Raw genomic sequence first — 21,151 nt, 5'->3', positions numbered from 1 at the left:
TCATGCCGGGAGAGAGGTGGTGTGCCTATGAAGCTGCGGTGGAGCGATCTGGCCGGACTGGGCCAGGGCATGCTGGCCGCGCGGAAGTGGCTGCTTGCCTACGCCATATTTATCCTGCTGCCTGCCGGGATTATGCTGGCCTCCTTCTTCGAGCGTTCCAGCAGAATTCTGGAACAGGAGGCGATCCGCAGCATGCAGCTCGCGCTGAAGCAGGCGGGGATGAATCTGACCTACAAGCTGGACCATATCCGTGACAGCAGCAACGCGATCTTCATGAATCATGTGCTATATGACAATCTTGCGCCCGGAGACAGCGTGACCGGGCAGCTGCAGCAGATCAAAGAGCTGCGTTATCTGGCCGAGAGCGCCCGTGTGAATGAGGATATTTACCGGCTGCGCCTGTTTGCCGCGCCTTCGCGGCTCTTCGCCGGGGACCGCGTCAACCTCTTTCCGCTTGCCGATATCGAAGAATATCCGTGGTATCCGGCGGTTCTGGAGGCCGGCGGCGGGCTGGTCTGGACGGAGGTCTACAGGGAGGACTACACGGATGCCGGGGAGAAGGCGGTCTTCTCGGCAGCCCGGCTGCTGCGCAACCCGGAATCCTACGATGAAATTATCGGTGCAATGGTGCTTGATATTCCCGGTGAGCTGATCGGCGAAGTGATGTCCGAGCTGCAGTTCTCGGAGGAGTACGCGCCCCTGCTGCTGGACGCCGGGGGAAGACAAATATACGGTCCCGCAGAAAGGGAACTGCCTGGTGCGGAGGCCGGCAAGCTGCCGGAGGCGCTTGCCGCGACCATTGCCGGGACCGGTGAAGGGGTGCTGCAGCGCCGGGAAGACCGCCGGGAGGTGCATGTGGTCTACACCACCATCGGGACGACCGGCTGGAAGCTGGTGGCGCAGGTGTCGCAGCGGGAGATCTCCGACCGGGCCGCCGGGCTGAGCCAGTTCACCAGCGTCGCTGCGCTGATCGGCATCACGGTGATGTTCCTGATTCTGGTGTTTGTGCTGCTGATGTTTATTGTAAAGGAAATGCAGCGCCGGGTGCAGCTGATTCTGAAGATGATGCGCAAGGAAGGCGTCGGCTGGCTGGAGGATCAGCGCGCCCTGCCGGGCGGTGATTTCCGGCTGCTGGAGAGCAGCGTCGATCACCTGATCCGCAGGCTGAACAATCTGATGGAGGAGTCCTATCAGGCGAAGATTCAGGAACGCGAGGCCCAGCTGCGGACGCTGCAGGCGCAGATCAATCCGCATTTTCTGTATAATGCCCTGGACATGATCAACTGGTCGGCCATTGCCCACGGTGCGGAGGATACAAGCCAGATGATCGAGTCGCTGGCCCGTTATTTCCGGCTCAGCCTCAATAAAGGCCGGGACAATGTCAGCATTGAAGACGAGCTGGACCTGGTCAGGGTATTTCTGGAGATTCAGCAGAACCGTTTCCCCTCCACCTTCACCTGCACCATTGAAGCGGAGCCCGGGCTGGGTGCGTACGTCATCCCGAAGCTTACCCTGCAGCCGCTGGTGGAAAATGCGCTGCTGCACGGCATCCGCAAGACGAAGGCGAAGCAAGGAAGCATCCGCGTCACCGCGCGCCGGGAGGACGGAGACATTGTGCTGAGCGTCGCCGACGACGGCATCGGCATGAGCCCGGAGCAGGCGAAGCGGCTCCTGGTCGAGCCGGCCCGGGACGATGCGGCCGGAAGCGCCGGGGGCTCTTACGGACTGTATAACGTCAACGAGCGCATCCGCTTTTTTGCCGGGAACAGGTATGGACTGTCCATTGAGACTGAGCCGGGCCGGGGGACGGTCGTTACCGTGCGGATGAAAGCGGTGGCTGTGGAATAGCGAAAGTCCGGGACTATGGGGCTCTGGGATTTACAGTCGCCTGAGACCAGAAATAATCGGATTACCTCCTACAAGCCTTGCCGGTCCCGGAATTATAATGAACTCATCAAAACATGGAGGTGAGTCATCTTGGGAGCGGGCATTACCGATTTGCAGCGGGAGAGCCGGACACGGGCGGTGAAAGCCAAATCCGGGGGCAAATGGCGGTTAGCCTGGAGAAACAGAGATTATTATATGCTGCTGATTCCCGGCCTCCTCTTTCTGCTGCTGTTTAAATATACGCCGCTCTACGGCGTGCTGATCGCATTCCAGGAGTTCAATATTTTTGACGGCATCCGGGGGAGTGAATGGGTTGGCCTGGAGCAGTTCCGCAAGCTGATGGAATCGGAGGAGTTCGCCCAGGTCTTTACGAATACGCTGCTGATCAGTGTGTACAAAATCGTGCTGCTGTTTCCGATACCGATCTTCATCGCGCTGGTGCTGAACGAAGTACGGCTCATGGCGTTCAAGCGCACGATCCAGACCATCATCTATCTGCCGCATTTTCTGTCCTGGGTCATCATTTCCGGCTTGTTCATCACGATACTGTCCACTTCGGGCGGACTCGTGAACAATATCATCGAATGGTTCGGCGGCGAGCCGGTCGGCTTCTTCGTCGATAACCGCTACTTCCGCAGCTTGCTCGTCTTCACGGCGGGGTGGAAGGAGGTCGGGTGGAACGCGATTGTCTTCATCGCCGCGATCGCCGGCATCGAGCAGGAGCAATATGAAGCCGCTGCCATTGACGGTGCGGGCCGGATTCGCCGCATGCTGCATATCTCCCTTCCCGGCATTCTGCCGACCATTGTGCTGATGTTCATTCTCCGCCTGGGCTCGGTGCTGGATGCCGGAACGGAGCAGATACTGACCATGTATAACCCCGTCGTGTATGAGACCGGCGATGTCATCGGGACGTTCGTCTACCGGATCGGCCTCGGCAAGATGGATTACAGCTTCAGCACTGCAGTAGGCCTGTTCAACTCGGTCGTCGGCTTTATCCTGATTATTTCGGGCAACTACTTCAGCCGCAAGTTCCTGAAGCGCGGCATCTGGTAACGGAAGGAGGTCGCGTTAGCGATGAATAAACGAACCAAAGGCGATCTGGTGCTGGATGTATCCGTGTATGTGTTCCTGCTCCTGCTGGGCCTGATGATGCTGCTGCCGCTGGCGAATGTCTTCTCAAAGGCGGTCAGTGCCGAGTGGGCGATTACTTCGGGGAAGGTGGGCATTTTCCCGGTTGATTTTCAGCTGGATACGATGACTGAAGTCATCTCCTCATCCACGTTCATCCGTGCGTTTGCAGTCTCGGTCGGCGTTACGCTGGTGGGCACTCTTATTTCGATTCTTATGACAGCGCTTACGGCCTACCCGTTGTCCAAAGGCAATCTGCCCGGCATGCCCTTTATCATGGTGCTGTTCATCTTCACCATGCTGTTCAGCGGCGGTCTGATTCCCAATTATCTGCTGATGCGGCAGCTGCATCTGATCGACAATCTGTGGGTGCTGATTCTGCCGGGGATGATCAGCGTCTTCAATATGCTGGTGATCAAAAGCTACTATGAAAGCCTCCCGGAGGCGCTGGAGGAATCGGCGCGGATTGACGGAGCCAAGACGTACACGATTCTGTTCCGGATTATTCTGCCGCTGAGCATGCCGGTCATTGCTACCATTGCACTGTTCTATGCGGTCGGATACTGGAATGACTATTTCGGTCCGATGATATACATCAATGACACCGCCAAAAAGACGCTGCAGCTCTATCTGCAGGATGTGGTCATGAACGCCAGCTCTGCCAATGTGCTGAACAAGAGCATTGATGATCTGATGAATATGTCGCCCGAAGGGGTGCGAGCGGCTACTGTAGTTGCTTCCACAGTTCCGATTCTGTTTGTCTACCCGTTCCTGCAGAAGTATTTTATCAAAGGAGTACTTATCGGCTCGGTCAAAGGCTGAGCAGGCACCTAAAGCATCGCCTGGTTGATTATAAGAATGGTGAAGCCGCTCCGGCAACGGCGCGTTTCATACAAGAAGCTGTTCCCCCACACAAGATTAGGAGGGTTATGCAATGAAGAACAGAAGATGGTTGGCACTCCTGCTAGGTACAGGACTGGTGCTGGCTGCAGCGGGCTGCGGTTCATCGGGCAACAACGGTGCAAATGGAAATAATTCCAGCGGCGGCGAAGCCACCAAGGCTCCGGCCAAGACGGAGGCGCCGGCCACGAAAGAACCTGAAAGCGATACCAAGCCGGAGCTGCGGGTGCTGAACCTCTGGTCGAAGGATGATTACAACACCCATCCGCTGGCAAAAGTGATCGAGGAACGGACCGGCTACAAGGTGAATTATGAGATGCTGCCGGCCGACAAGGCCATGGATAAGCTGAACCTGCTGATCTCCTCCGCAGAAGCTTATGATGTAATCTCCATCGCCGGCGACAAGGCCATTTACACGGATTATGCCAAAATGGGCGCGCTGGTGGACCTCGGACCGCTGATCGAGGAGTATGGCGACAACATCAAAGCCTCCATTTCCGAGGATTCGTTCGAAGCGATGAAGGTGGACGGCAAAATCTACAGCATCCCGAACCGCTCCAGCGAATTCGCCGGTTATAACCTGATGATCCGCACGGATTGGCTGGAGAAGCTGGATCTGCAAATGCCGACGACCCTCGACGAGTTCACAGCTGTGCTGAAGGCCTTCCAGGACAAAGATCCCGGCGGCACCGGCGGCAAGGGTGCGCCGATGTCCATCGACGGTGCGCTTGCAACGGTCGCCAACATTACCGGCGCGTTCGGCATCGCCACAGGTTGGTCGGACCAGGGGGGTAAACTGGTAGCCACCGCACAGAATCCGGGCTTCAAGGAGTACCTGACGTATATGGCCGATCTCTATAAGCAGGGACTGATCGATAAAGAGTTCGCTGTCAACAAGGATGCCACGCTGAAGGAGAAGTTCACCAGCGGACAGATCGGTGTCATCCAGCTGCCCTGGTTTGATATTCCGACCGTGGCGGACGCGCTGAACAAGAACTTCCCGGAGGCGAAGTTCGCTTATCTTCCGGCACTGAAGGGCAAGGACGGCAAAATGGGCATCGGGATGAGCGGAGGGTATGACCGCATCACCTTCATTCCGAAGTCGGCCAAACATCCGGAGGATGCGATTAAATGGATCAACGCGAAGCTTGAGCCGGAGACCTTCAAGCTGATCTCGCTCGGCGAGGAAGGCAAGCATTACACTTACAGTGACGGGGTATACAGCCCGATTCTGCCGATCTTCACCGATGAGCGCGGCCTGGCCAGCAGCTACCTGACCGGTATCGACGAAGTCAATTATCCGATTTACTGGCAGGCGCGGGTCAAGAAGGATGAACGGCTGTTCGCAGGCTTCTCCTATCTGAACAGGGAGATTCCGGCCGAGGGCCGGGTGGCTGATCCGCTGGCCTTTGCCCCGTCTCTGCCGGAGTACGCCAAGAACAATGCTTCGCTCAACCAGATGATCAATGATTTCGCGGTCAAGGTTATCGTCGGCGAAGAATCGCCGGATGCGGTGACTGAATTCGCCGCCAAGTTCGATGCGGCAGGCGGCGCGGCCAGCGCCAAGGAAATCAATGAATGGTATGCAGGAACGAAGAAATAGACAGTTGCGGCGGTGCCGGTAATACAGGCCCGTGCCGTCCGGAAAGAAACCGGTTCCGGACGGTCATGGGCCTGTCTATTTGCGGCTCGGAGGAGCTGGCGGGAGGAAATGACATGAAGACTTACACAATGCGGAGAAGCGAAATTCCGCTGCGCGATGAATGGGATGTCATCGTCGTCGGCGGCGGACCGGCAGGCTGCACGGCCGCTGCTGCGGCGGCGCGCGAAGGAGCGAAGACGCTGCTGATTGAAGCAACGGGAAGCCTCGGCGGCATGGGCACGTCCGGGCTTGTCCCGGCCTGGTGCCCTTTCTCGGACCACGAGAAGATGATCTACCGGGGACTGGCCCGGAAGGTGTTCGAGGCGCTGAAGGCGCAAATGCCCCATGTGCCGCAGGATGCACTGGACTGGGTGCCGATTGAGCCGGAGAAGCTGAAGGTGATCTATGACGATCTGGTACGCGGTGCCGGAGTTACCGTCCTGTTCCTGACCCAGCTTGGCTCGGTCGAGACCGATGACAAGGGCCGCATTAGGGCGCTAATCACCGCCGGGAAGAACGGGCTGCAGGCGATGCATGCCAAGGTCTACGTCGATTGCACCGGTGACGGCGATGTGGCCGCCTGGGCGGGAGCCGAGTATCTGAAGGGCGATACCGCCACCGGCGAGCTGATGCCGGCTACGCACTGCTTCAATCTGGGCAATGTCGATGAGTACGCCTATGTGAACGGGCCGCTGCTGCACGCGAACAACAAGAACAGCCCGATCTTCGATATTCTGCGATCCGGCAAGTATCCGCAGATTCCTGACTCGCATATCTGCAATAACATCATCGCGCCGCGGACGGTCGGCTTCAATGCCGGGCATCTCTGGGATGTCGACAACACCGACGCCTTCTCGGTGTCGGAGGCGCTGATGAACGGCCGGAAGCTGGCGGCAGTCTACCGCGATGCGCTGGCCGACGCGCTGCCGGCAGCCTTCGGCAGCTCGTTCGTGGCCGCGACCGGCGCGCTGATGGGCATCCGCGAGACGCGGCGGATCACGGGCGATTATGTGCTGAGCGCCCAGGATTATATCCGCCGGGCCAGCTTCGACGATGAAATCTGCCGCAACAGCTATTTCATCGATATTCACGGCACGGAGAAGGAAGAGAAGCAGGAGGGCGGCAAGCGGGAGGAAATCAAGCGTTACGGGCCCGGGGAATCGCACGGCATTCCGTACCGCTGCCTGACCCCGCGCGGCCTGATCAACGTGCTGGTCGCCGGGCGGTCGATCTCCTGCGAGCGCGAGGTGCAGGGCAGCGTGCGGGTGATGCCGGTATGCCTGGCGATGGGCGAAGCCGCCGGGATTGCCGCAGCGCATGCGGCAAGCGCCCCGGGGCATGACGTGCACGCCGTCGATGTGATTGCGCTGCGCCGGCGGCTGCGCGAGGAAGGCGCTTACCTGCCGGAGCCCGCAGCGGATGCGGCGGAACGGGCAGCGTCCGCCGGCACCTCCACCGGCGGCGTGCGTTACCACTGAGGGCGGCGGTGTACCCGCGGTCAGGCAACAGAAACAGGCAGTCCCTTGGCGATAGGGATCTGCCTGTTTTTTTGTGGGGAGTGCGGTTACCTCTTGGCTTTACCGGTGTCTACCGGGCGGAAACCACCGTTTAACAATATGGCGTTGATCTCGCCGCCGATCAGAATAATCATTGAGCTGATATAGAGCCAGATTAGGAGGACCATAACGCCGCCAAGGCTGCCGTAGGTCTTGGTGAAATCGCTGAACTGGTTCACATAGACGGAGAAGAGCACAGAGGTGGCGATCCAGCCGACGGTGGCGAATAGCGCACCCGGGACAACCTCCTTCAAAGCCAGGCGGCGGCTGGGGGCAATCCAGTAGAGCAGGGTGAAGACGGCAAACAAAATAAACAGCGGAACCAGATATTGCAGCAGATCCCACAGCTTCTGGAATTCAAGCGGCAAGTCCACCAGCAGGAAGAATTGGGTCTTTAGCCAGCTCCCCAGCACGAGCAGCAGAATGCTGAGCAGCACGACAATGCCGAGAATCAGCGTAGCCAGCAAGGCGATTCCGCGTATTTTCCAGAACACCCGGTCTTCTTCGATGTCATAGGCGCGGTTAAGGCCCTTGATAACGGCATTGATTCCTTTGGAGGCGGCCCACAAAGTGGCCAGCATCCCGAAGGAGAGCAGCGCCTCGCTCCGCCCCGCAGAGACATCCTCCAGAATTTCCTCAATAATCGAAACGGCTTCGACCGGCATAATCCGGTACAGTTCATGAATCCGCTCCTCCAGCGGAATGTTGGCATAGCCGATCAGCGTCATGATGAAGATCAGGAACGGAAACAGGGAAAGAATCAGATAATAGGTGAGCTGGGCGCTGATCCCCTGCACGTCGTCTGCCTTAATATGATGATAGAGCTGCTTGATGAAATCCAGCGGCCCCCCACGGATACTCTCGCGCATAGTGTCCTCCCGGTCTTTGGCGTGCTACAGAACGTGCATGTATATATTTGTATTATTAACACCGGTGTAAAAAGAACAAACCTGGATTGTTCAGCAAGGTTCATAATTCAGAGCAGAGTTCGCTGGATTGTGCAGCTATATAATATGAACCTAAGAGTTATCCGCTGGCAGCTAGCTCTTTGGATAAGATGAACGCTGGGCAGCCCTGTTCGCAGCCGAGTTGGAAAATCGCCACTTAATTTTACACATATGGAGGTTGAACACAAGTCTAGTTGGATTTCCGCCACTTATTATGAGTGAAAATAAGTAAATGCATCAAGATCGCCCAAAATAAGTGGCGATAATCAACCTAGATTGCTGAAACCTGTGAAAAAGGCAAAATTAGTGTGCGATAATCGAACTATTTGTTATGGGCGTTAGCATATCCGCAGCAGAGCTCGTATTCGTGGTATCAAAAAAAAGGCTGCCTTGTGATATTTTACCCACCGGAACATCAGTTCGTGTATTATATTGGAATAAGCGGCGGCGGGAGAGGCTGCCGTCATTATGAAAGTGAGGGATTAAGAGATGGAACGGTTATCGCAAGCGGACTTCACACGGATCGAATGGTGGATGCGGCGTAACGCTCGTCCGCTGGATATGGCCAGATGGAACTATCATTTTGCAGGTGGATCGCAATCGGATGTATTACAGGCATTGGCCGCTTATCAGAATGAAGACGGGGGCTTCGGGCATGCGCTGGAGCCGGACTCCTGGAATCCGCATTCTTCGCCGCTTCAGACTTCCACCGCAATTGAACTGCTGCTGGAGCTGGAAGTGACTGACAACCGTCATCCGATTGTTCAAGGCATTCTGAAGTACCTGCACAGCGGTGCCGATATGGACGGCGACACCTGGCACAATGTGATAACCTCGAACAACGACTATCCCCATGCACCGTGGTGGCATACCGATTCTTCCAGCACCTCGCACAGCCCCTATAATCCGTCCGCTATTCTCGCGGGGTTCATCCTGCGGGTTGCGGATCAGGACAGCAGGATTTACGGGCGCGGGATGGATATTGCTCTGAAGCTGTGCAACACCTATCTGCAGAATCCGGGCATTGAAAGGCATCCGCTGAAATGCGTGCTGATCATGCTGGAATGCATCGGACGCAGCGGCTTACAGGGGCAATTTCCGTATGAACAGCTGGTTGCTGCTGCAGAAGACCGAATCAACCGGTTGCTGGAGGCCAGCGCGGGGGATTGGAGCGGATACAGCACCCGTCCGTCCGTTTTTATCGAGACGCCGGACAGCCTTGGGTTTAAGGCGAATGCAGCCATGCTGGAACGGGATCTGGATTACATCATCGCCGGACGCAACAGTGAAGGTCTCTGGGATTTGACCTGGACCTGGGACGGCTACGATAAGGCGTTCGCGCTCAGCGAGAACTGGTGGAAGGCGGTCATAGCGATCAACAATTTGCGGCTGCTGCGGGCTTTTGGACGCCTGGACGGGGAGTGAAGGCTTTGAAATAATCGAATTAGAATCTGCTGCAAAAGGCAGATTGGCGCAATAAAGAGGACCGGCTGCGCCGGCCCTCTTTACTTGTATACGAATTTATTTGTTAATCCGGATACTTTGAACAATCTGTTCAATGGTCTCTTTATTTCTGTCGTAGACTTTCTTGCTCATCAGAATGCTTACGGCCAAGCCACGGGTGTTATAGCCTTCATCTGCTAATTGATCGTGGTCGAATACATAATAGATCATGACGTCATCCGCAGTGGATTCCGTATATTTGGTCGCCTTCAGACCACTCCGGGTTACGAATTCCTCAGCCGGTGAACCGGCCGCCACAGGCATGTTGAGCGTTCCGAGTTGACCTATGATCATGACCCTCTCTTCCGGAAGGTTCTCAACAAATATACGAATACTGGAATCGGGTATAGCCTCTCTGCTGTCCGTGGCTTCGTAGTTCTCGGCCCCTTCAATCTCTACTTCCCAATTGTCCGGAGCATCCACCCCGAAGTTAAACCGCGGATTATCATAGGCGACAAACTTCGGCGGCGGGCTATGCGCAGCTTCCTTGTTCTCTGATTGACAGCCTGCTATAAGTATACAGGCGAACAGCATTAATACATGAGCGCTGAATCTAACACGCAACACGGTCACCGCTCCTTTGATTGCTTGTCGGTTGGTTTATGGAGAAAGGTATATGTTTGCCGGCCGCCGCACGAACGGAAGCGGATAATATCTGCATTTACTTTTATATCATAATAAATGGTAGATTAGGTTAACAAAATATAACATTATTAAACAATGATTACACTTCATTGCCTTTCTGTATCTCCCACAGTTTTTCTCACTGCCGATTGCAAAGTCATTCCTTATAATAAGGAATGGTTCATTACCTTGGAGGTCAGGGGGATTGGTACAATGACACAGATTATCTGTTCGCCGGCAAAATATATACAAGGCAAAGGAGAGCTGAAGCGGCTTGGCGCATATTGCGCCGCGTTTGAGGTACATGGGGCTTACGCGATTGTGGACCCGTTTGTCCTGGCGAACTATGGAGAGGATGTCACAGGAAGCTTCACCGCCTCGGGCCTTCCGTTGGTACAACGGGAGTTCGCTGGAGAGTGCAGCATGCTGCAGGTGCAGCAGATCGTGGATGAGCTGCAGGGCGGCACAGCCGGAATTATTCTCGGAATCGGGGGCGGCAAGACGCTGGATACGGCAAAAGCGGTCAGTCGGTTAAGCGGCCTGCCGGTCGTTATCGTGCCCACCGTCGCTTCCAGTGACGCGCCTTGCAGCGCCCTGTCGGTGCTGTACACGGAAGACGGCAAGCTTGACCGTTACCTGCCGCTGCTGCACAGCCCGGATATGGTTGTCGCGGATGTGGATATTATCGCCAAAGCGCCGCCAAGACTTCTGGCTGCAGGAATGGGCGACGCGTTGTCCACCTATTTCGAAGCCCGGGCCTGCCGCCGCAGCGGAGCGGTGACCCACGCCGGAGGGAACGGATCAATTGCCGCCTATACGATGGCCCGGGCCTGTCTCGACACGCTGCTGCACGACGGGGCTCAGGCGCTGGCCGATGTGCGGGCAGGTGAAGCATCGGAGGCGGTGGAGCATATTGTCGAGGCCAACATCTATCTCAGCGGCATCGGCTTTGAGAGCGGCGGCCTGGCTGCGGCCCATGCCATTCACAATGGTCTGACCGTGCTTCCGGAATGCCGGCAGCTGCTGCACGGGGAGAAGGTAGCCTTTGCGACGCTGGTTCAGCTTGAGCTTGAAGGCGCGCCGGAATTTGAGATTGAGGAAGCAGCGAGCTTCTGCCGGTCGGTAGACTTGCCCGTAACGCTGGAAGCGATGGGTCTTGCGGCTGTGGAGCCGGAGCGGCTTATGCTTGCCGCCGTGGCCGCCTGTGACCCGGACGGTCCGATGGGCAATATGCCGTTTGCGGTTGCACCCGAAGATGTATATTCCGCGATAATTGCTGCAGACCGCCGCCACCGCGGGAACTGAGTCTGTCTGTTAATAATTAATCACAGCTGCAGTACATATTTAACCTCCTCACTTCAAACAATGAGAACTATGGTTGAAGCTGAAGGAGGTTTTCGATTTTGTTGATGAAATATCCTGTCTGCAAGCGCCGACGTCTGGCCACCACGTTAAGCGCAGCGCTTGCCGTGCTGTGCCTGCTGCAGCCTGCCGCTGCATACTCAGCTTCCGGCGGAGCGGGGACCGTGCAGGCGAGTTCGCCGAATGCGGCCAAGCCGCCTGCCGCAAGTATGGATAACAGAGCTACTGCGAGGCCCAAGGTGGCAATCATCGTCGATGACTTCGGCAATAATATGCGCGGGTCCGAGGACATGTTCAAGCTGCCGGTGCCAATCACCGTGGCCGTCATGCCCTTCCTGCCGACCTCGGAGCAGGATGCCCGCCGGGCGCATGAGCTTGGCTTCGATGTGCTGGTCCATCTGCCGATGGAGCCGCGCCAGGGCAAGCCGGAATGGCTGGGTCCCGGAGCGGTGCTGACGCAGATGAGCGATGCCGAGGTGCGTGAGCGGGTTGAGGCAGCGCTCGACAATGTGCCGTATGCCGTTGGCATCAACAATCATATGGGCTCCAAGGTTACCGGCGACGAGCGGGTGATGAGTGTCATCCTGGCGGTCTGCAAGGAACGCGGGCTGTTCTTTGTGGACAGTCATACGAATTACCGCTCGATTGCCGGAGCGACAGCCCGGAAGTTCGGCCTGCCTCCGGTAGAGAATCATATCTTCCTTGACGATGTTCATAACAGCGGCCATGTGCTGAAGCAGATGCGTCTGGTGAAGGACCATGCATTTGAGCAGCATTACTGCATTACGATCGGCCATGTCGGCATCCAGGGCAAAGAAACCGCTGCCGGGATTCGCAGTGGCATTGCCGAACTTAAGGACAGCATCGAATTTGTCGGAATTTCCGAGCTTGTGAAGTCACAGTGGCACTGGGAATCGCAGCTTACGCCTCCATAAGATAAGCGGCGATCCCGTCGGCAATCGCTTCGGCCAGGGCCTCCTGGCCTTGAGGCGTACATAGCTTTTTGCGGTCCGCCGGACTGCTGATAAATCCCGCCTCGACGATGACCGTTGTGGCGGTTATTTTGTTGAGCAGGTAGAAGGGCCGGCCCTCGCGCGGGTTCTCGCTTGTGCCGTACAAGCCGTTCAGCCGGTCCTGGATGGCCTGGGCAAGCAGATAACTGCGGCCTTCCTTGCGGTAGAGTACGAGCGGTCCATGCTTAGACGGCGATTTGGCCCAGTTGATATGAACGCTGACGACTACATTCGCCGGAAGGGTCTCCGCCAGCTCCTTGCGCTGGGCGAGATCGCGCAGATGGCGCGACTTGCTGCGCAGCCAGCGGTTCTCGTCGCTGGGCGCATAGTCGCCGGTCCGGTTCAGAATGGCGTCAAAGCCGTCGCTGCGCAGCAGCAGGAACAGGCGGCGGGAGATAGCCAGTGTAATGTCCTTCTCCAGAATGTCGCCGTGCGAAGTGCCGCCGTCAATGCCGCCGTGCCCGGCGTCGATCAGAATGATACGCTGGTCATGTCCCAGCATTTGCTGCTTCGTCTCGGCAGCCGACGCGGGTGAAGGCGGGGAATAGTCAGCCTGGGGCAGATAAGGCGGCGTATAAGAAGCGGCGGATGCGGCTTCTCCAGCCGCAAGGGTTAGGAGCGCGGCGGATACAAGGATGAACTTCAGCCGGCGGATTCGGCTGCGGTGAGTAGAATAAGCGTGCTTGTTCAAGTGGATACCTCCTTGTTCAGTTACTTCGGACACCGTATTTTTATAGATTGTGCCGGATTTGCCAGTGCTATTCGGGAATTGTACCGGAAGGTTTAGATGAGGCGTGGGCGGAGCAAACTAATGACAATAGAACCGGAGATAAGCCCTGAGCTTCTTTGGAGAATGGAGGTGGGAGGTATGGCGTCGAGCAGCGGTGATGAGCTGGTGAAGTACATTACTGAAAAGGTCGTCGACTATATGGAAGACCCGCGTGCCAGCCGGGAACGCCGCAAAGCGGACAGGCAGCCCTGGTCCCAGCGTTGGTTCGGCATGCTGCCGCTGAGCTGGTCCATCTGGCGCAGCAAGTGGAGCCGGAGCGGCAGGAAGTAGCTGATATGGGATTCAATGCCACGGTAGAGCGAGACTGCAATGTTGTTTAGAGCTGTGCGATGCTGATGCAAGTGTAAGGCAATCGTTGGACAACTTAAAGAAACCTTCCTCAGCCGGAACTCCGGCTAAGGAAGGTTTCTTTGCGTGCTTCGACAGTGGCGCGATTTGCAGAAACGTTGGGCGGCATTCGCATGGTCCGGCCAGTATGGCGAAAGGGTGACCAAGGGCCAAATTACGCCCCGGCCAAAGGGGCTAATTCCTCGGCAGAGCGGCAACGCTGCCCTTGGCGGCGGCCAGCGCATGCAATGTTCCCCGCTCCTCCAGCAGAGCGAGCGGGAGGAAGCGCCGGCCTTCGGGTCCGGATGCGGCATAGATCAGCGGCGCTAAATCGCCGCTGGTTCCCGCAGGTGCAGGAGCCGGGTTCCAGCATTGGTAGCCTGTTACCATGAACGGCGCGCCGAGCAGATCATTGCGCCCGGCCGACTGGAAGGCCAGGGCGTTGCCCTGGGCCAGCAGCAGGCTAAGGCTGCCAGCCTTGAGCTTGTCCAGCCGGGGAGCGCTCAGCCAGCGCAGATCGGCGTAGGGGTCGTCTTCCCCGCTGCTCCGGTACACTTTCTGGGGCGTGAAGGCTGCTCCCGGACCGGGGGACGACATGGGAGCAGCAGCCTGCCCCTTGAACACTGCCTGTGCCTTGGACTCGTCCCAAGGCAGCAGCTCGGGTTCACCTGCGGCACTAAGGTAGAAGGTCTTCTGCCCCAGCGTCATCTTCCATACCGGAAGCAGCGGGACATAGAGAGCGGTAAGCTCCAATTTGCCGGAATAATCAGAAGGGATAAGTGCTTCCTGCGCCAGTACCCGGCGCAGTTCGGTAAGGCTATACGGGAGGTTGTCAGTTCCGGCCCCGTATTCACTCAGATACAATCCGCCTTGCTCTGCGGCGGTGATAATGAGATATCCTACGCGCTGATCTCCCTTAAGCACATTCACCAGCCAGCCGTGCGTACCAGGCCCCAAAGGAAAGTACTCAGTCTTGGCGTTCTTCCAGTCCGTGAACGGTGCGTTCTTAGCCAGCTTTCCGAGGGTCTGCCGGGTAAATTCCTGCAGAGCTGCAGACGCAGGGAGTTGCTGCAAGGTCAGCGAAGATAGCTTTGCTTCTGCAGTAACAGCTGCAGTTACTGCTAAACGGCTGGAGGAAACCGCCTCTGCTGGATTTATGGCCGCGCCAAACGTAGTACCCAGCAGGCCAAGACAGAGAGCAAGGAGCAACCGGCTGCGGACCGACCGCGGCTGCCGCCTGACGATTTTATTCATGTCGCAGATCACCTTCCTATGCATTCTTCGTCTCTATACTATTTATTGTAGGGGACAAGCCCTGAAAAGGGTGTTGCATGCTGTCCGCTGGCAAAGCGGAATTTAGCTTGTTATTTTGCCTGTCTTTGGCGAGCAGGGTCGCATCCTACGTACTGCGCAGATGAAACAGCCCGTAAATGACGGCGGAAACCGAAATTTGCGGCTCGTACTGCCAGGTGGTCTCCTGGCGGCGGCGGTTGTATTGCTCTTCAATTTCCTTCCGTTTCTCCTCATCGGGTTCTTTGAGCAGCTCCGCATAATAGAGATCGACAATCGACAGCTCCAGCTCCAGACGCTCACGGGCACCATCGGCCCAAGCGAAGTCGAGCGCAGCAAGCTTGCCGGTCAGATAGCCCTCCAGCCGCTCGGCGCCTGCCGTAAGAGACAGCTCATACGGCTGCACATGCACATTCTCCGGCAGGCGCGGCGACAGCTCCCGCTGGCCGAGCATTGCATTAAAATCCGGAACGACCCTGCCGCTGACCAGCGAGATTCCGACAAAATGCAGTTCCTCGCATTTCAGGTCACAGGTCATCTCCGCCTTGTAGCAGACACCGAGCCACGGCTCGTAGGCAGCCGAGAACAGGGTGCTGCGCTGCCGTTCGCCCGGCGCTTCGAACAGGCAGAGGCATTCGCCTTCGGCCCGCGCCGCCGTCCAGATCTGCCGCAGCCGCTTGCTGCCGTATATAACATCCTCGCGGCGGATCATGCCGGGCCCGAAGCGCGGCAGCGCCGGGACGATGCCGAAGTAGCGCCCGAGGATCGTGTCCTGCGGCGCCGCCCCGTCTGGCGGCCCGCTTGCGGCTACACCGACATTCGCAGCGGAGATCACTCCCGGCGAATCCCCTGTGTTCCCGCCAGCGATGCCCGGCGCTCCGCCAGCGCTCCCGCCCGGCGCTTCGCCAGCGCTCCCGCCCGGCGCTTCGCCAGCGACCCCGCCCGGCGCCCCGCCAGCGACCCCGCCCGGCGCTCCGCCAGCGACCCCGCCCGGCGCTCCGCCAGCAAACCCGCCTGGTGCACCCGGCGATCCGTTCGCGCCGGCCTGCCGGCCCGGTGTCCCTTGCGGCTGAGCCTGCGCGTCATAGCTCTCGGGATCGAACACGAAGGTGAACGACAGCGTCTCCGGCTCTACGCCGGTGCGTTCCACGAACCCCCAGTAATAGGGGCGGTCGGTCAGCATCCGGTCCGCACGCGGCGAGAGCTTTACCGTTACATGCAGCGGGGAGACCTCGATCAGGCTGCATTCTGTCGCCTCCAGGTAATCCATGACCTGCCGGCGGACCTGCTCTGCGCTTAAAGTCATAACGGAGCCTCGCTTTCCTTGCGGATATCCCGGGTTAAGCTGCTGAGCGAATCGCCGATGTTATCGAGGCCGCTGCGCAGCTCCTCGTCGCTGCGGGATTCCAGCATGATTTTATACAGACTCTTCTCCAGCGATTCCTTCTGCTCGAACCGTTCCAGAATGACGTCCAGCCCGCCGATCACCATCTCGAACATATTGATCTTCTCATGCAGCAGATGAAGAATATGCTCCTCAATCGTGCCCTGCGTCGACAGATTGTAGATCGCGACATCGTTCTGCTGGCCCAGCCGGTGGACCCGGCCGATCCGCTGCTCGACCCGCATCGGGTTCCAGGGCAGGTCGAAGTTGATCATATGGTGGCAAAATTGCAGATTGATGCCCTCGCCGCCCGCTTCGGTAGCGATCATCACCTGGGCCCGGCCGCGGAACAGGTCCATCATCCAGTCCTTTTTGCCGCGGTTCATGCCCCCGGAGTAGCCGACGCTGACGAGTCCGTGATCGCGGAAATACTGCAGGAGGTATTCCTGAGTCGCCCGGTACTCGGTGAAGACAATCACCTTCTCGTTCATCTCGCGGATCAGCTCCATGGTCTTCTCCGCTTTGGTGTTCGTCTTGACCGAGCGGATGTGCTGAAGCAGGTCCATCATCTTGTCCCGGCGCGGGGAGTCGGCGGGGAGCTTTTTGATCAGATTTACAAGAGTGATGAACACGGCGTCGCGGCTGCTGCACACTTCCCGCTGCAGGGTGACGAGCGAAAGCATGCTGCTGAGATTGCCCCCCGCCTCCTGATATTGGTCTTTGACGAAGCCGGTCACGGCATCGTATAATACTTGTTCGTCAGGCGAGAGTGTGAGCGGAATATTACGCACCCTGCGCTGGGTGAATTGCACGGGCCCTTCGCCGCGCCGGTTGCGGATCATGACCTTGGCCAGCTCGCCGCGCAGCTGTTCTTCGTTCTTCGGCTGCCGCTTGTCGACGACAAAGTTGGCCGCAAAATCCCCCTGATTCCCAAGCTGCCCCGGCTTCAGCACCGTAATGAGATTGAACAGCTCGCTGAGGTCGTTCTGCACCGGAGTTGCGGTGAGGAGGAGGCAGTATTTTTTGCGCAGCTGCTGCACGAACTGGTAGTTGGTGGATTTCTTATTCTTCAGCTTATGCGCTTCATCAATAATCAGCATGTCGAATTCGCCCTGGAGCAGCAGCTCGCGGTGCGGATCGCGCTTTGCGGTGTCCATGGAGGCGACGACGATGTCGTTGCCCCAGGAATAGGCTTTCTTTTGAGCGATGGCGGAAATGCCGAATTTGGTATTCAGCTCGCGTACCCACTGCAGCACCAGCGAAGCCGGCACGAGGATCAGCACTTTGGAAACAAGACCGCGCACCAGATATTCCTTGAGCACCAGCCCGGCTTCAATCGTCTTGCCAAGACCCACTTCGTCGGCGAGAATCGCCCGTCCGGACATTTCGAACAGCACCTTGCGGGCCGTGTCGAGCTGATGCGGCAATGGGGAGAGGCCGGACAGATGCTTCATGCACTGCAGCTCCTCAAAGCTCGTAACCAGACCCGCTTCCTCGCCCTGCAGCGCGAGCCGGGCCAGACGCCAGTCGCCCCACGGGCCTCCTTTATCGAGCCTCCCCTCCAAATCTTGCAGCCAATTGCGGTCAAAAGACAGGGGAACAGGCAGCAGCGGGGCGGGGGTGCCGCTTACTTGCGGCAGGAAATCTCGGGATAATTGCGTCATGTTGCAGCCTCCTCCGGCGCTCAATTATATGAAATACGTAAAAGTAGTATGCGCTCAAAAGAGCAAGTTCATAACTTGGGCAAATTCTATATTTTTTAAAAAAACGAGCAAGAGCGAGCTATTCCCCCTTCTTTCGGCGATTTTCCGCCCGGAGGCTTCTCTTTTCGAAAAAGACCTGTGATACAATATGTGGTATAGTTTAAAGGCTGACGCACACAATATATTGTTACAAAAGCTTGAAATTTTGATTAAACCGGGCTATTGGCGGTTATTTGTTATTGACAAGAGAAACTTCTTGCTGCCTCAATTGCAGGCTATACGCGCGGGAGGTTTTTGTTGTGGGTTACACAAATAAGCCCACAAGTTGGCACGGAACATGAGCTGTATATTTTACACCGGGAGGTTTTTCTATTGAGTACAGTGGAACGCAAGCAGCGTCTGGAAGGTCTGAGTGAGAAAATTTTCTTGGACCGTTACGCCTGGAAGGACGCAGACACCAATAATGCCAAAGTAGGCGATGTGGTACTGGTGTTGACGAAGGATGATCCGAAATTTCCGACCAAGGAAGTCGGGGAGATTGTTGAGCGTAACGGGCGGGTCGTAACAGTGAAGACGCGCAGCGGCGAGCTGGTGAAATCCGACGTCGAGAAGCTGACACTTAATATTGAAAAAACTCCTGAGGAAATGTGGGACCGCCTGGCTGCAGCAATGGCTTCCGTGGAGAAGACCCCGGAGCTGCAGGAGGAATGGACGGCGAAATTCCGTTCGGTGCTGGATGACTGGAAGCTTGTGCCCGGCGGCCGTATCGCAGCAGGTGCTGGCGCCAGCGAAGAGCTGACGCTGTTCAATTGCTATGTGATTCCATCGCCAAAAGACAGCCGTGGCGGGATCATGGAAACACTGTCGGAAATGACCGAAATTATGGCCCGCGGCGGCGGCGTAGGCATCAACCTGTCCTCGCTGCGTCCACGGCGTGCCATTGTGCGCGGCGTGAACGGGTCCTCGAGCGGCTCGGTCTCCTGGGGCGGATTGTTCAGCTACACCACAGGCCTGATTGAGCAGGGCGGCAGCCGCCGCGGCGCGCTGATGCTGATGATCAACGACTGGCACCCGGACGTACTGGACTTCATTACCGTCAAGCAGACGATGGGCCAGGTGACCAATGCGAATCTCTCGGTTTGCGTCAGCAACGGCTTCATGAAGGCAGTCAAAGAGGATCTGGACTGGGAGCTGGTCTTCCCGGATACGACCGATCCGGACTACGACGACATCTGGGACGGCGATCTGGACAAGTGGAAGGCCGCAGGCCGGAACGTGATCCCATACCGCACCGTCAAAGCGCGTGATATTTGGCAGGTCATTATCGAATCGGCCTGGAAATCCGCCGAACCAGGCGTAGTGTTCATGGAATACTATAACCAGATGTCCAACAGCTGGTATTTTAACCCGATCATCTGCACCAATCCTTGCGGTGAGCAAGGTCTGCCGGGCTGGGGTGTCTGCAATCTGTCGGCGGTCAACCTGTCCAAGTTCTATGATGAAGAGAATCATGATGTGGCATGGGCTGATCTGGCGACGACGACCCGCTACTCTGTGCGTTTCCTGGACAATGTCATTGACAAGACGCCGTATCATTTCCCGGAAAATGAAGCGAACCAGCAGAAGGAACGCCGCGTTGGTCTCGGTACGATGGGACTGGCCGAGCTGATGATCAAGCTGGGCATCCGTTACGGCAGTGCGGAATCGCTGGAGTTCCTGGACAAGCTGTACGGCTTCATGGCCCGCGAGGCCTATCTGGCCTCTTCGGAAATTGCCGGGGAGAAGGGCTCGTTCAAGGCTTTTGATGCGGAGAAATATCTGCAGAGCGGATTTATGAAAAATATAACCGAAACCTACCCGCAGGTTGGCGAAGCCATCCGTGCGAACGGTATGCGTAACGTTACTGTGATTACGCAAGCGCCGACGGGAAGCACCGGTACGATGGTCGGAACCTCGACCGGCATCGAGCCTTACTTCGCCTTCAAGTATTTCCGGCAAAGCCGGCTCGGCTATGACGAGCAGTTCGTGCCGATTGCCCAGGAATGGCTGGAAGCCCATCCGGGCGAAGAGCTGCCTGAGCACTTCGTGACCTCGATGGACCTGTCCGCCAAGGATCATATCCGCGTTCAGGCCGCCATTCAGCGCTGGGTGGACAGCTCGATCTCCAAGACGGCGAATTGCCCGAATGACTTTACCGTAGAAGAAACGAAAGAACTGTATGAGCTGGCCTTCGATCTGGGCTGCAAGGGCGTAACAATTTACCGCGACGGCAGCCGCGACGTGCAGGTTCTGGAGACTTCGAAGAAGGACGAGAAGAAGGAAGAGGCTGCCTCCCAAGCCGCTCCGGAAGCCGTGGCCGAAGACAAGGCCATCGCGGCCGCTCCGGCACCAGCACCGGCTGCGCCAGTTGCAGTAGTCCCTGCACCGCAAGCGGGCGTAACGGACAAACAATACAAGAAACGTCCGCAGGTACTGCGCGGCGCAACTTACAAGATCAACACGCCATTCGGCATGGCCTATATCACCATCAATGACCTGGACGGCATTCCGGCCGAAATCTTTCTGAATGTCGGCAAGGCCGGCTCCGACGTCTTCGCTATGGCGGAAGCACTCGGCCGCGTCTGCTCCCTGTTCCTGCGCTACGGTGACCACGGCGAGAAGGTCGAGCTACTGATCAAGCATCTCAAGGGCATCGGCGGCTCCGGCGCTATCGGCTTCGGCGCGAACCGCGTGGAATCCATCGCCGACGCAGTGGCGAAGGCCCTGGAGACCCATGTGCAGAACAACGCACAGGACGACCATGCCGCCGCTCCTATCGCGGCCACGCTGGAGCTCGACTTTAACGAAGCGCTCAGCGCCGAGATCAAAGCGAGTGTCCCTGCTGCGGACCACGGCCACGGCGGCCATGGGGTGCACAGCCACTCCACCGCCTCGCGCGACCTCTGCCCATCCTGCGGCAGCGCCTCGCTGATTAATATCGAGGGCTGCAAGACCTGCGGGAATTGCGGGTATAGCCGGTGCGGGTGAGGCTGTAAGGGATTTGTGAAGTTTAAATAAAAGTTAAGCAATCTATAAACGTGGGGGCAATTTAA

At 57.5% G+C, this 21,151-nt stretch carries 16 protein-coding genes; 10 read left to right on the top strand and 6 right to left on the bottom strand.

Annotation, left to right across the window (positions count from 1 at the left end; translation table 11 throughout):
- Window positions 1-27 precede the first annotated feature (27 nt).
- The 5 genes from F1379_RS26495 to F1379_RS26475 all read left to right on the top strand — a co-directional run bounded on the left by F1379_RS26495 (window position 28) and on the right by F1379_RS26475 (window position 7,038).
- Window positions 28-1,848 carry a cache domain-containing sensor histidine kinase gene (locus tag F1379_RS26495; RefSeq protein WP_150275476.1) on the top strand — a complete coding sequence of 607 codons (1,821 nt, stop codon included), beginning with the start codon at window positions 28-30 and terminating at the stop codon, window positions 1,846-1,848.
- 234 nt (window positions 1,849-2,082) lie between these two features.
- Window positions 2,083-2,943, top strand: a complete 861-nt coding sequence (locus tag F1379_RS26490) for an ABC transporter permease (RefSeq protein WP_150275499.1) — start codon at window positions 2,083-2,085, stop codon at window positions 2,941-2,943.
- Window positions 2,944-2,964: 21 nt separating this feature from the next.
- A complete protein-coding gene (locus tag F1379_RS26485; protein WP_150275475.1) occupies window positions 2,965-3,840 on the top strand; it encodes a carbohydrate ABC transporter permease in 876 nt (291 codons plus the stop codon).
- 112 nt (window positions 3,841-3,952) lie between these two features.
- Window positions 3,953-5,521 (top strand): extracellular solute-binding protein, encoded by a 1,569-nt coding sequence (locus F1379_RS26480; RefSeq protein ID WP_150275474.1) that lies wholly within the window; start codon window positions 3,953-3,955, stop codon window positions 5,519-5,521.
- 113 nt (window positions 5,522-5,634) lie between these two features.
- The gene (locus tag F1379_RS26475) at window positions 5,635-7,038 is read left to right on the top strand and encodes an FAD-dependent oxidoreductase (RefSeq protein ID WP_150275473.1); all 1,404 of its coding nucleotides are present in this window, start codon (window positions 5,635-5,637) and stop codon (window positions 7,036-7,038) included.
- Window positions 7,039-7,124: 86 nt separating this feature from the next.
- Here F1379_RS26475 and F1379_RS26470 read toward each other — a convergent pair whose 3' ends face one another.
- Window positions 7,125-7,985, bottom strand: a complete 861-nt coding sequence (locus tag F1379_RS26470; RefSeq protein ID WP_150275472.1) for a YihY/virulence factor BrkB family protein — start codon at window positions 7,983-7,985, stop codon at window positions 7,125-7,127.
- A 567-nt stretch (window positions 7,986-8,552) separates the two neighbouring features.
- Between F1379_RS26470 and F1379_RS26465 the strand changes: the two genes are divergently transcribed.
- Window positions 8,553-9,488 (top strand): hypothetical protein, encoded by a 936-nt coding sequence (locus F1379_RS26465; protein WP_150275471.1) that lies wholly within the window; start codon window positions 8,553-8,555, stop codon window positions 9,486-9,488.
- A 96-nt stretch (window positions 9,489-9,584) separates the two neighbouring features.
- Here F1379_RS26465 and F1379_RS26460 read toward each other — a convergent pair whose 3' ends face one another.
- Window positions 9,585-10,133 (bottom strand): hypothetical protein, encoded by a 549-nt coding sequence (locus tag F1379_RS26460; RefSeq protein WP_150275470.1) that lies wholly within the window; start codon window positions 10,131-10,133, stop codon window positions 9,585-9,587.
- A 270-nt stretch (window positions 10,134-10,403) separates the two neighbouring features.
- On the opposite strand from F1379_RS26460, the gene F1379_RS26455 reads away from it, so the two are divergent.
- Together F1379_RS26455 and F1379_RS26450 are read left to right on the top strand one after the other, a co-directional pair.
- Window positions 10,404-11,495: a glycerol dehydrogenase gene (locus tag F1379_RS26455; RefSeq protein ID WP_150275469.1), complete on the top strand. Its 1,092-nt coding sequence runs from the start codon at window positions 10,404-10,406 to the stop codon at window positions 11,493-11,495.
- A 104-nt stretch (window positions 11,496-11,599) separates the two neighbouring features.
- Entirely contained in the window at window positions 11,600-12,487 is an 888-nt protein-coding gene (locus F1379_RS26450) for a divergent polysaccharide deacetylase family protein (protein WP_239004836.1), read from the top strand.
- Here the strand turns inward: F1379_RS26450 and F1379_RS26445 are convergent.
- A complete protein-coding gene (locus F1379_RS26445) occupies window positions 12,474-13,256 on the bottom strand; it encodes an N-acetylmuramoyl-L-alanine amidase family protein (RefSeq protein WP_239004833.1) in 783 nt (260 codons plus the stop codon). The two genes, F1379_RS26450 and F1379_RS26445, sit on opposite strands and share 14 nt — an antisense overlap.
- 177 nt (window positions 13,257-13,433) lie before the next feature.
- Between F1379_RS26445 and F1379_RS26440 the strand changes: the two genes are divergently transcribed.
- Window positions 13,434-13,625, top strand: a complete 192-nt coding sequence (locus F1379_RS26440; RefSeq protein WP_150275468.1) for a YqzE family protein — start codon at window positions 13,434-13,436, stop codon at window positions 13,623-13,625.
- A 252-nt stretch (window positions 13,626-13,877) separates the two neighbouring features.
- Here the strand turns inward: F1379_RS26440 and F1379_RS26435 are convergent, their stop codons facing one another.
- From F1379_RS26435 to F1379_RS26415, 3 genes are all read right to left on the bottom strand, one after another.
- On the bottom strand, window positions 13,878-14,936 hold the full coding sequence (locus F1379_RS26435) for a hypothetical protein (RefSeq protein ID WP_150275467.1): 1,059 nt from the start codon (window positions 14,934-14,936) through the stop codon (window positions 13,878-13,880).
- 145 nt (window positions 14,937-15,081) lie between these two features.
- The gene (locus F1379_RS30105; protein ID WP_239004832.1) at window positions 15,082-16,278 is read right to left on the bottom strand and encodes a YqhG family protein; all 1,197 of its coding nucleotides are present in this window, start codon (window positions 16,276-16,278) and stop codon (window positions 15,082-15,084) included.
- Entirely contained in the window at window positions 16,275-18,020 is a 1,746-nt protein-coding gene (locus F1379_RS26415) for a DEAD/DEAH box helicase (protein WP_150275466.1), read from the bottom strand. Before F1379_RS26415 ends, F1379_RS30105 begins: the two co-directional genes overlap by 4 nt.
- 411 nt (window positions 18,021-18,431) lie before the next feature.
- On the opposite strand from F1379_RS26415, the gene F1379_RS26410 reads away from it, so the two are divergent.
- Window positions 18,432-21,086, top strand: a complete 2,655-nt coding sequence (locus F1379_RS26410; RefSeq protein WP_150275465.1) for an adenosylcobalamin-dependent ribonucleoside-diphosphate reductase — start codon at window positions 18,432-18,434, stop codon at window positions 21,084-21,086.
- The last annotated feature ends 65 nt before the right edge of the window (window positions 21,087-21,151 follow it).

The sequence above is a fragment of the Paenibacillus tepidiphilus genome, from assembly GCF_008635795.1.
Classification (GTDB): Bacteria; Bacillota; Bacilli; order Paenibacillales; family Paenibacillaceae; genus Paenibacillus_AQ; species Paenibacillus_AQ tepidiphilus.
This window is presented reverse-complemented; position numbering and strand designations above follow the sequence as displayed.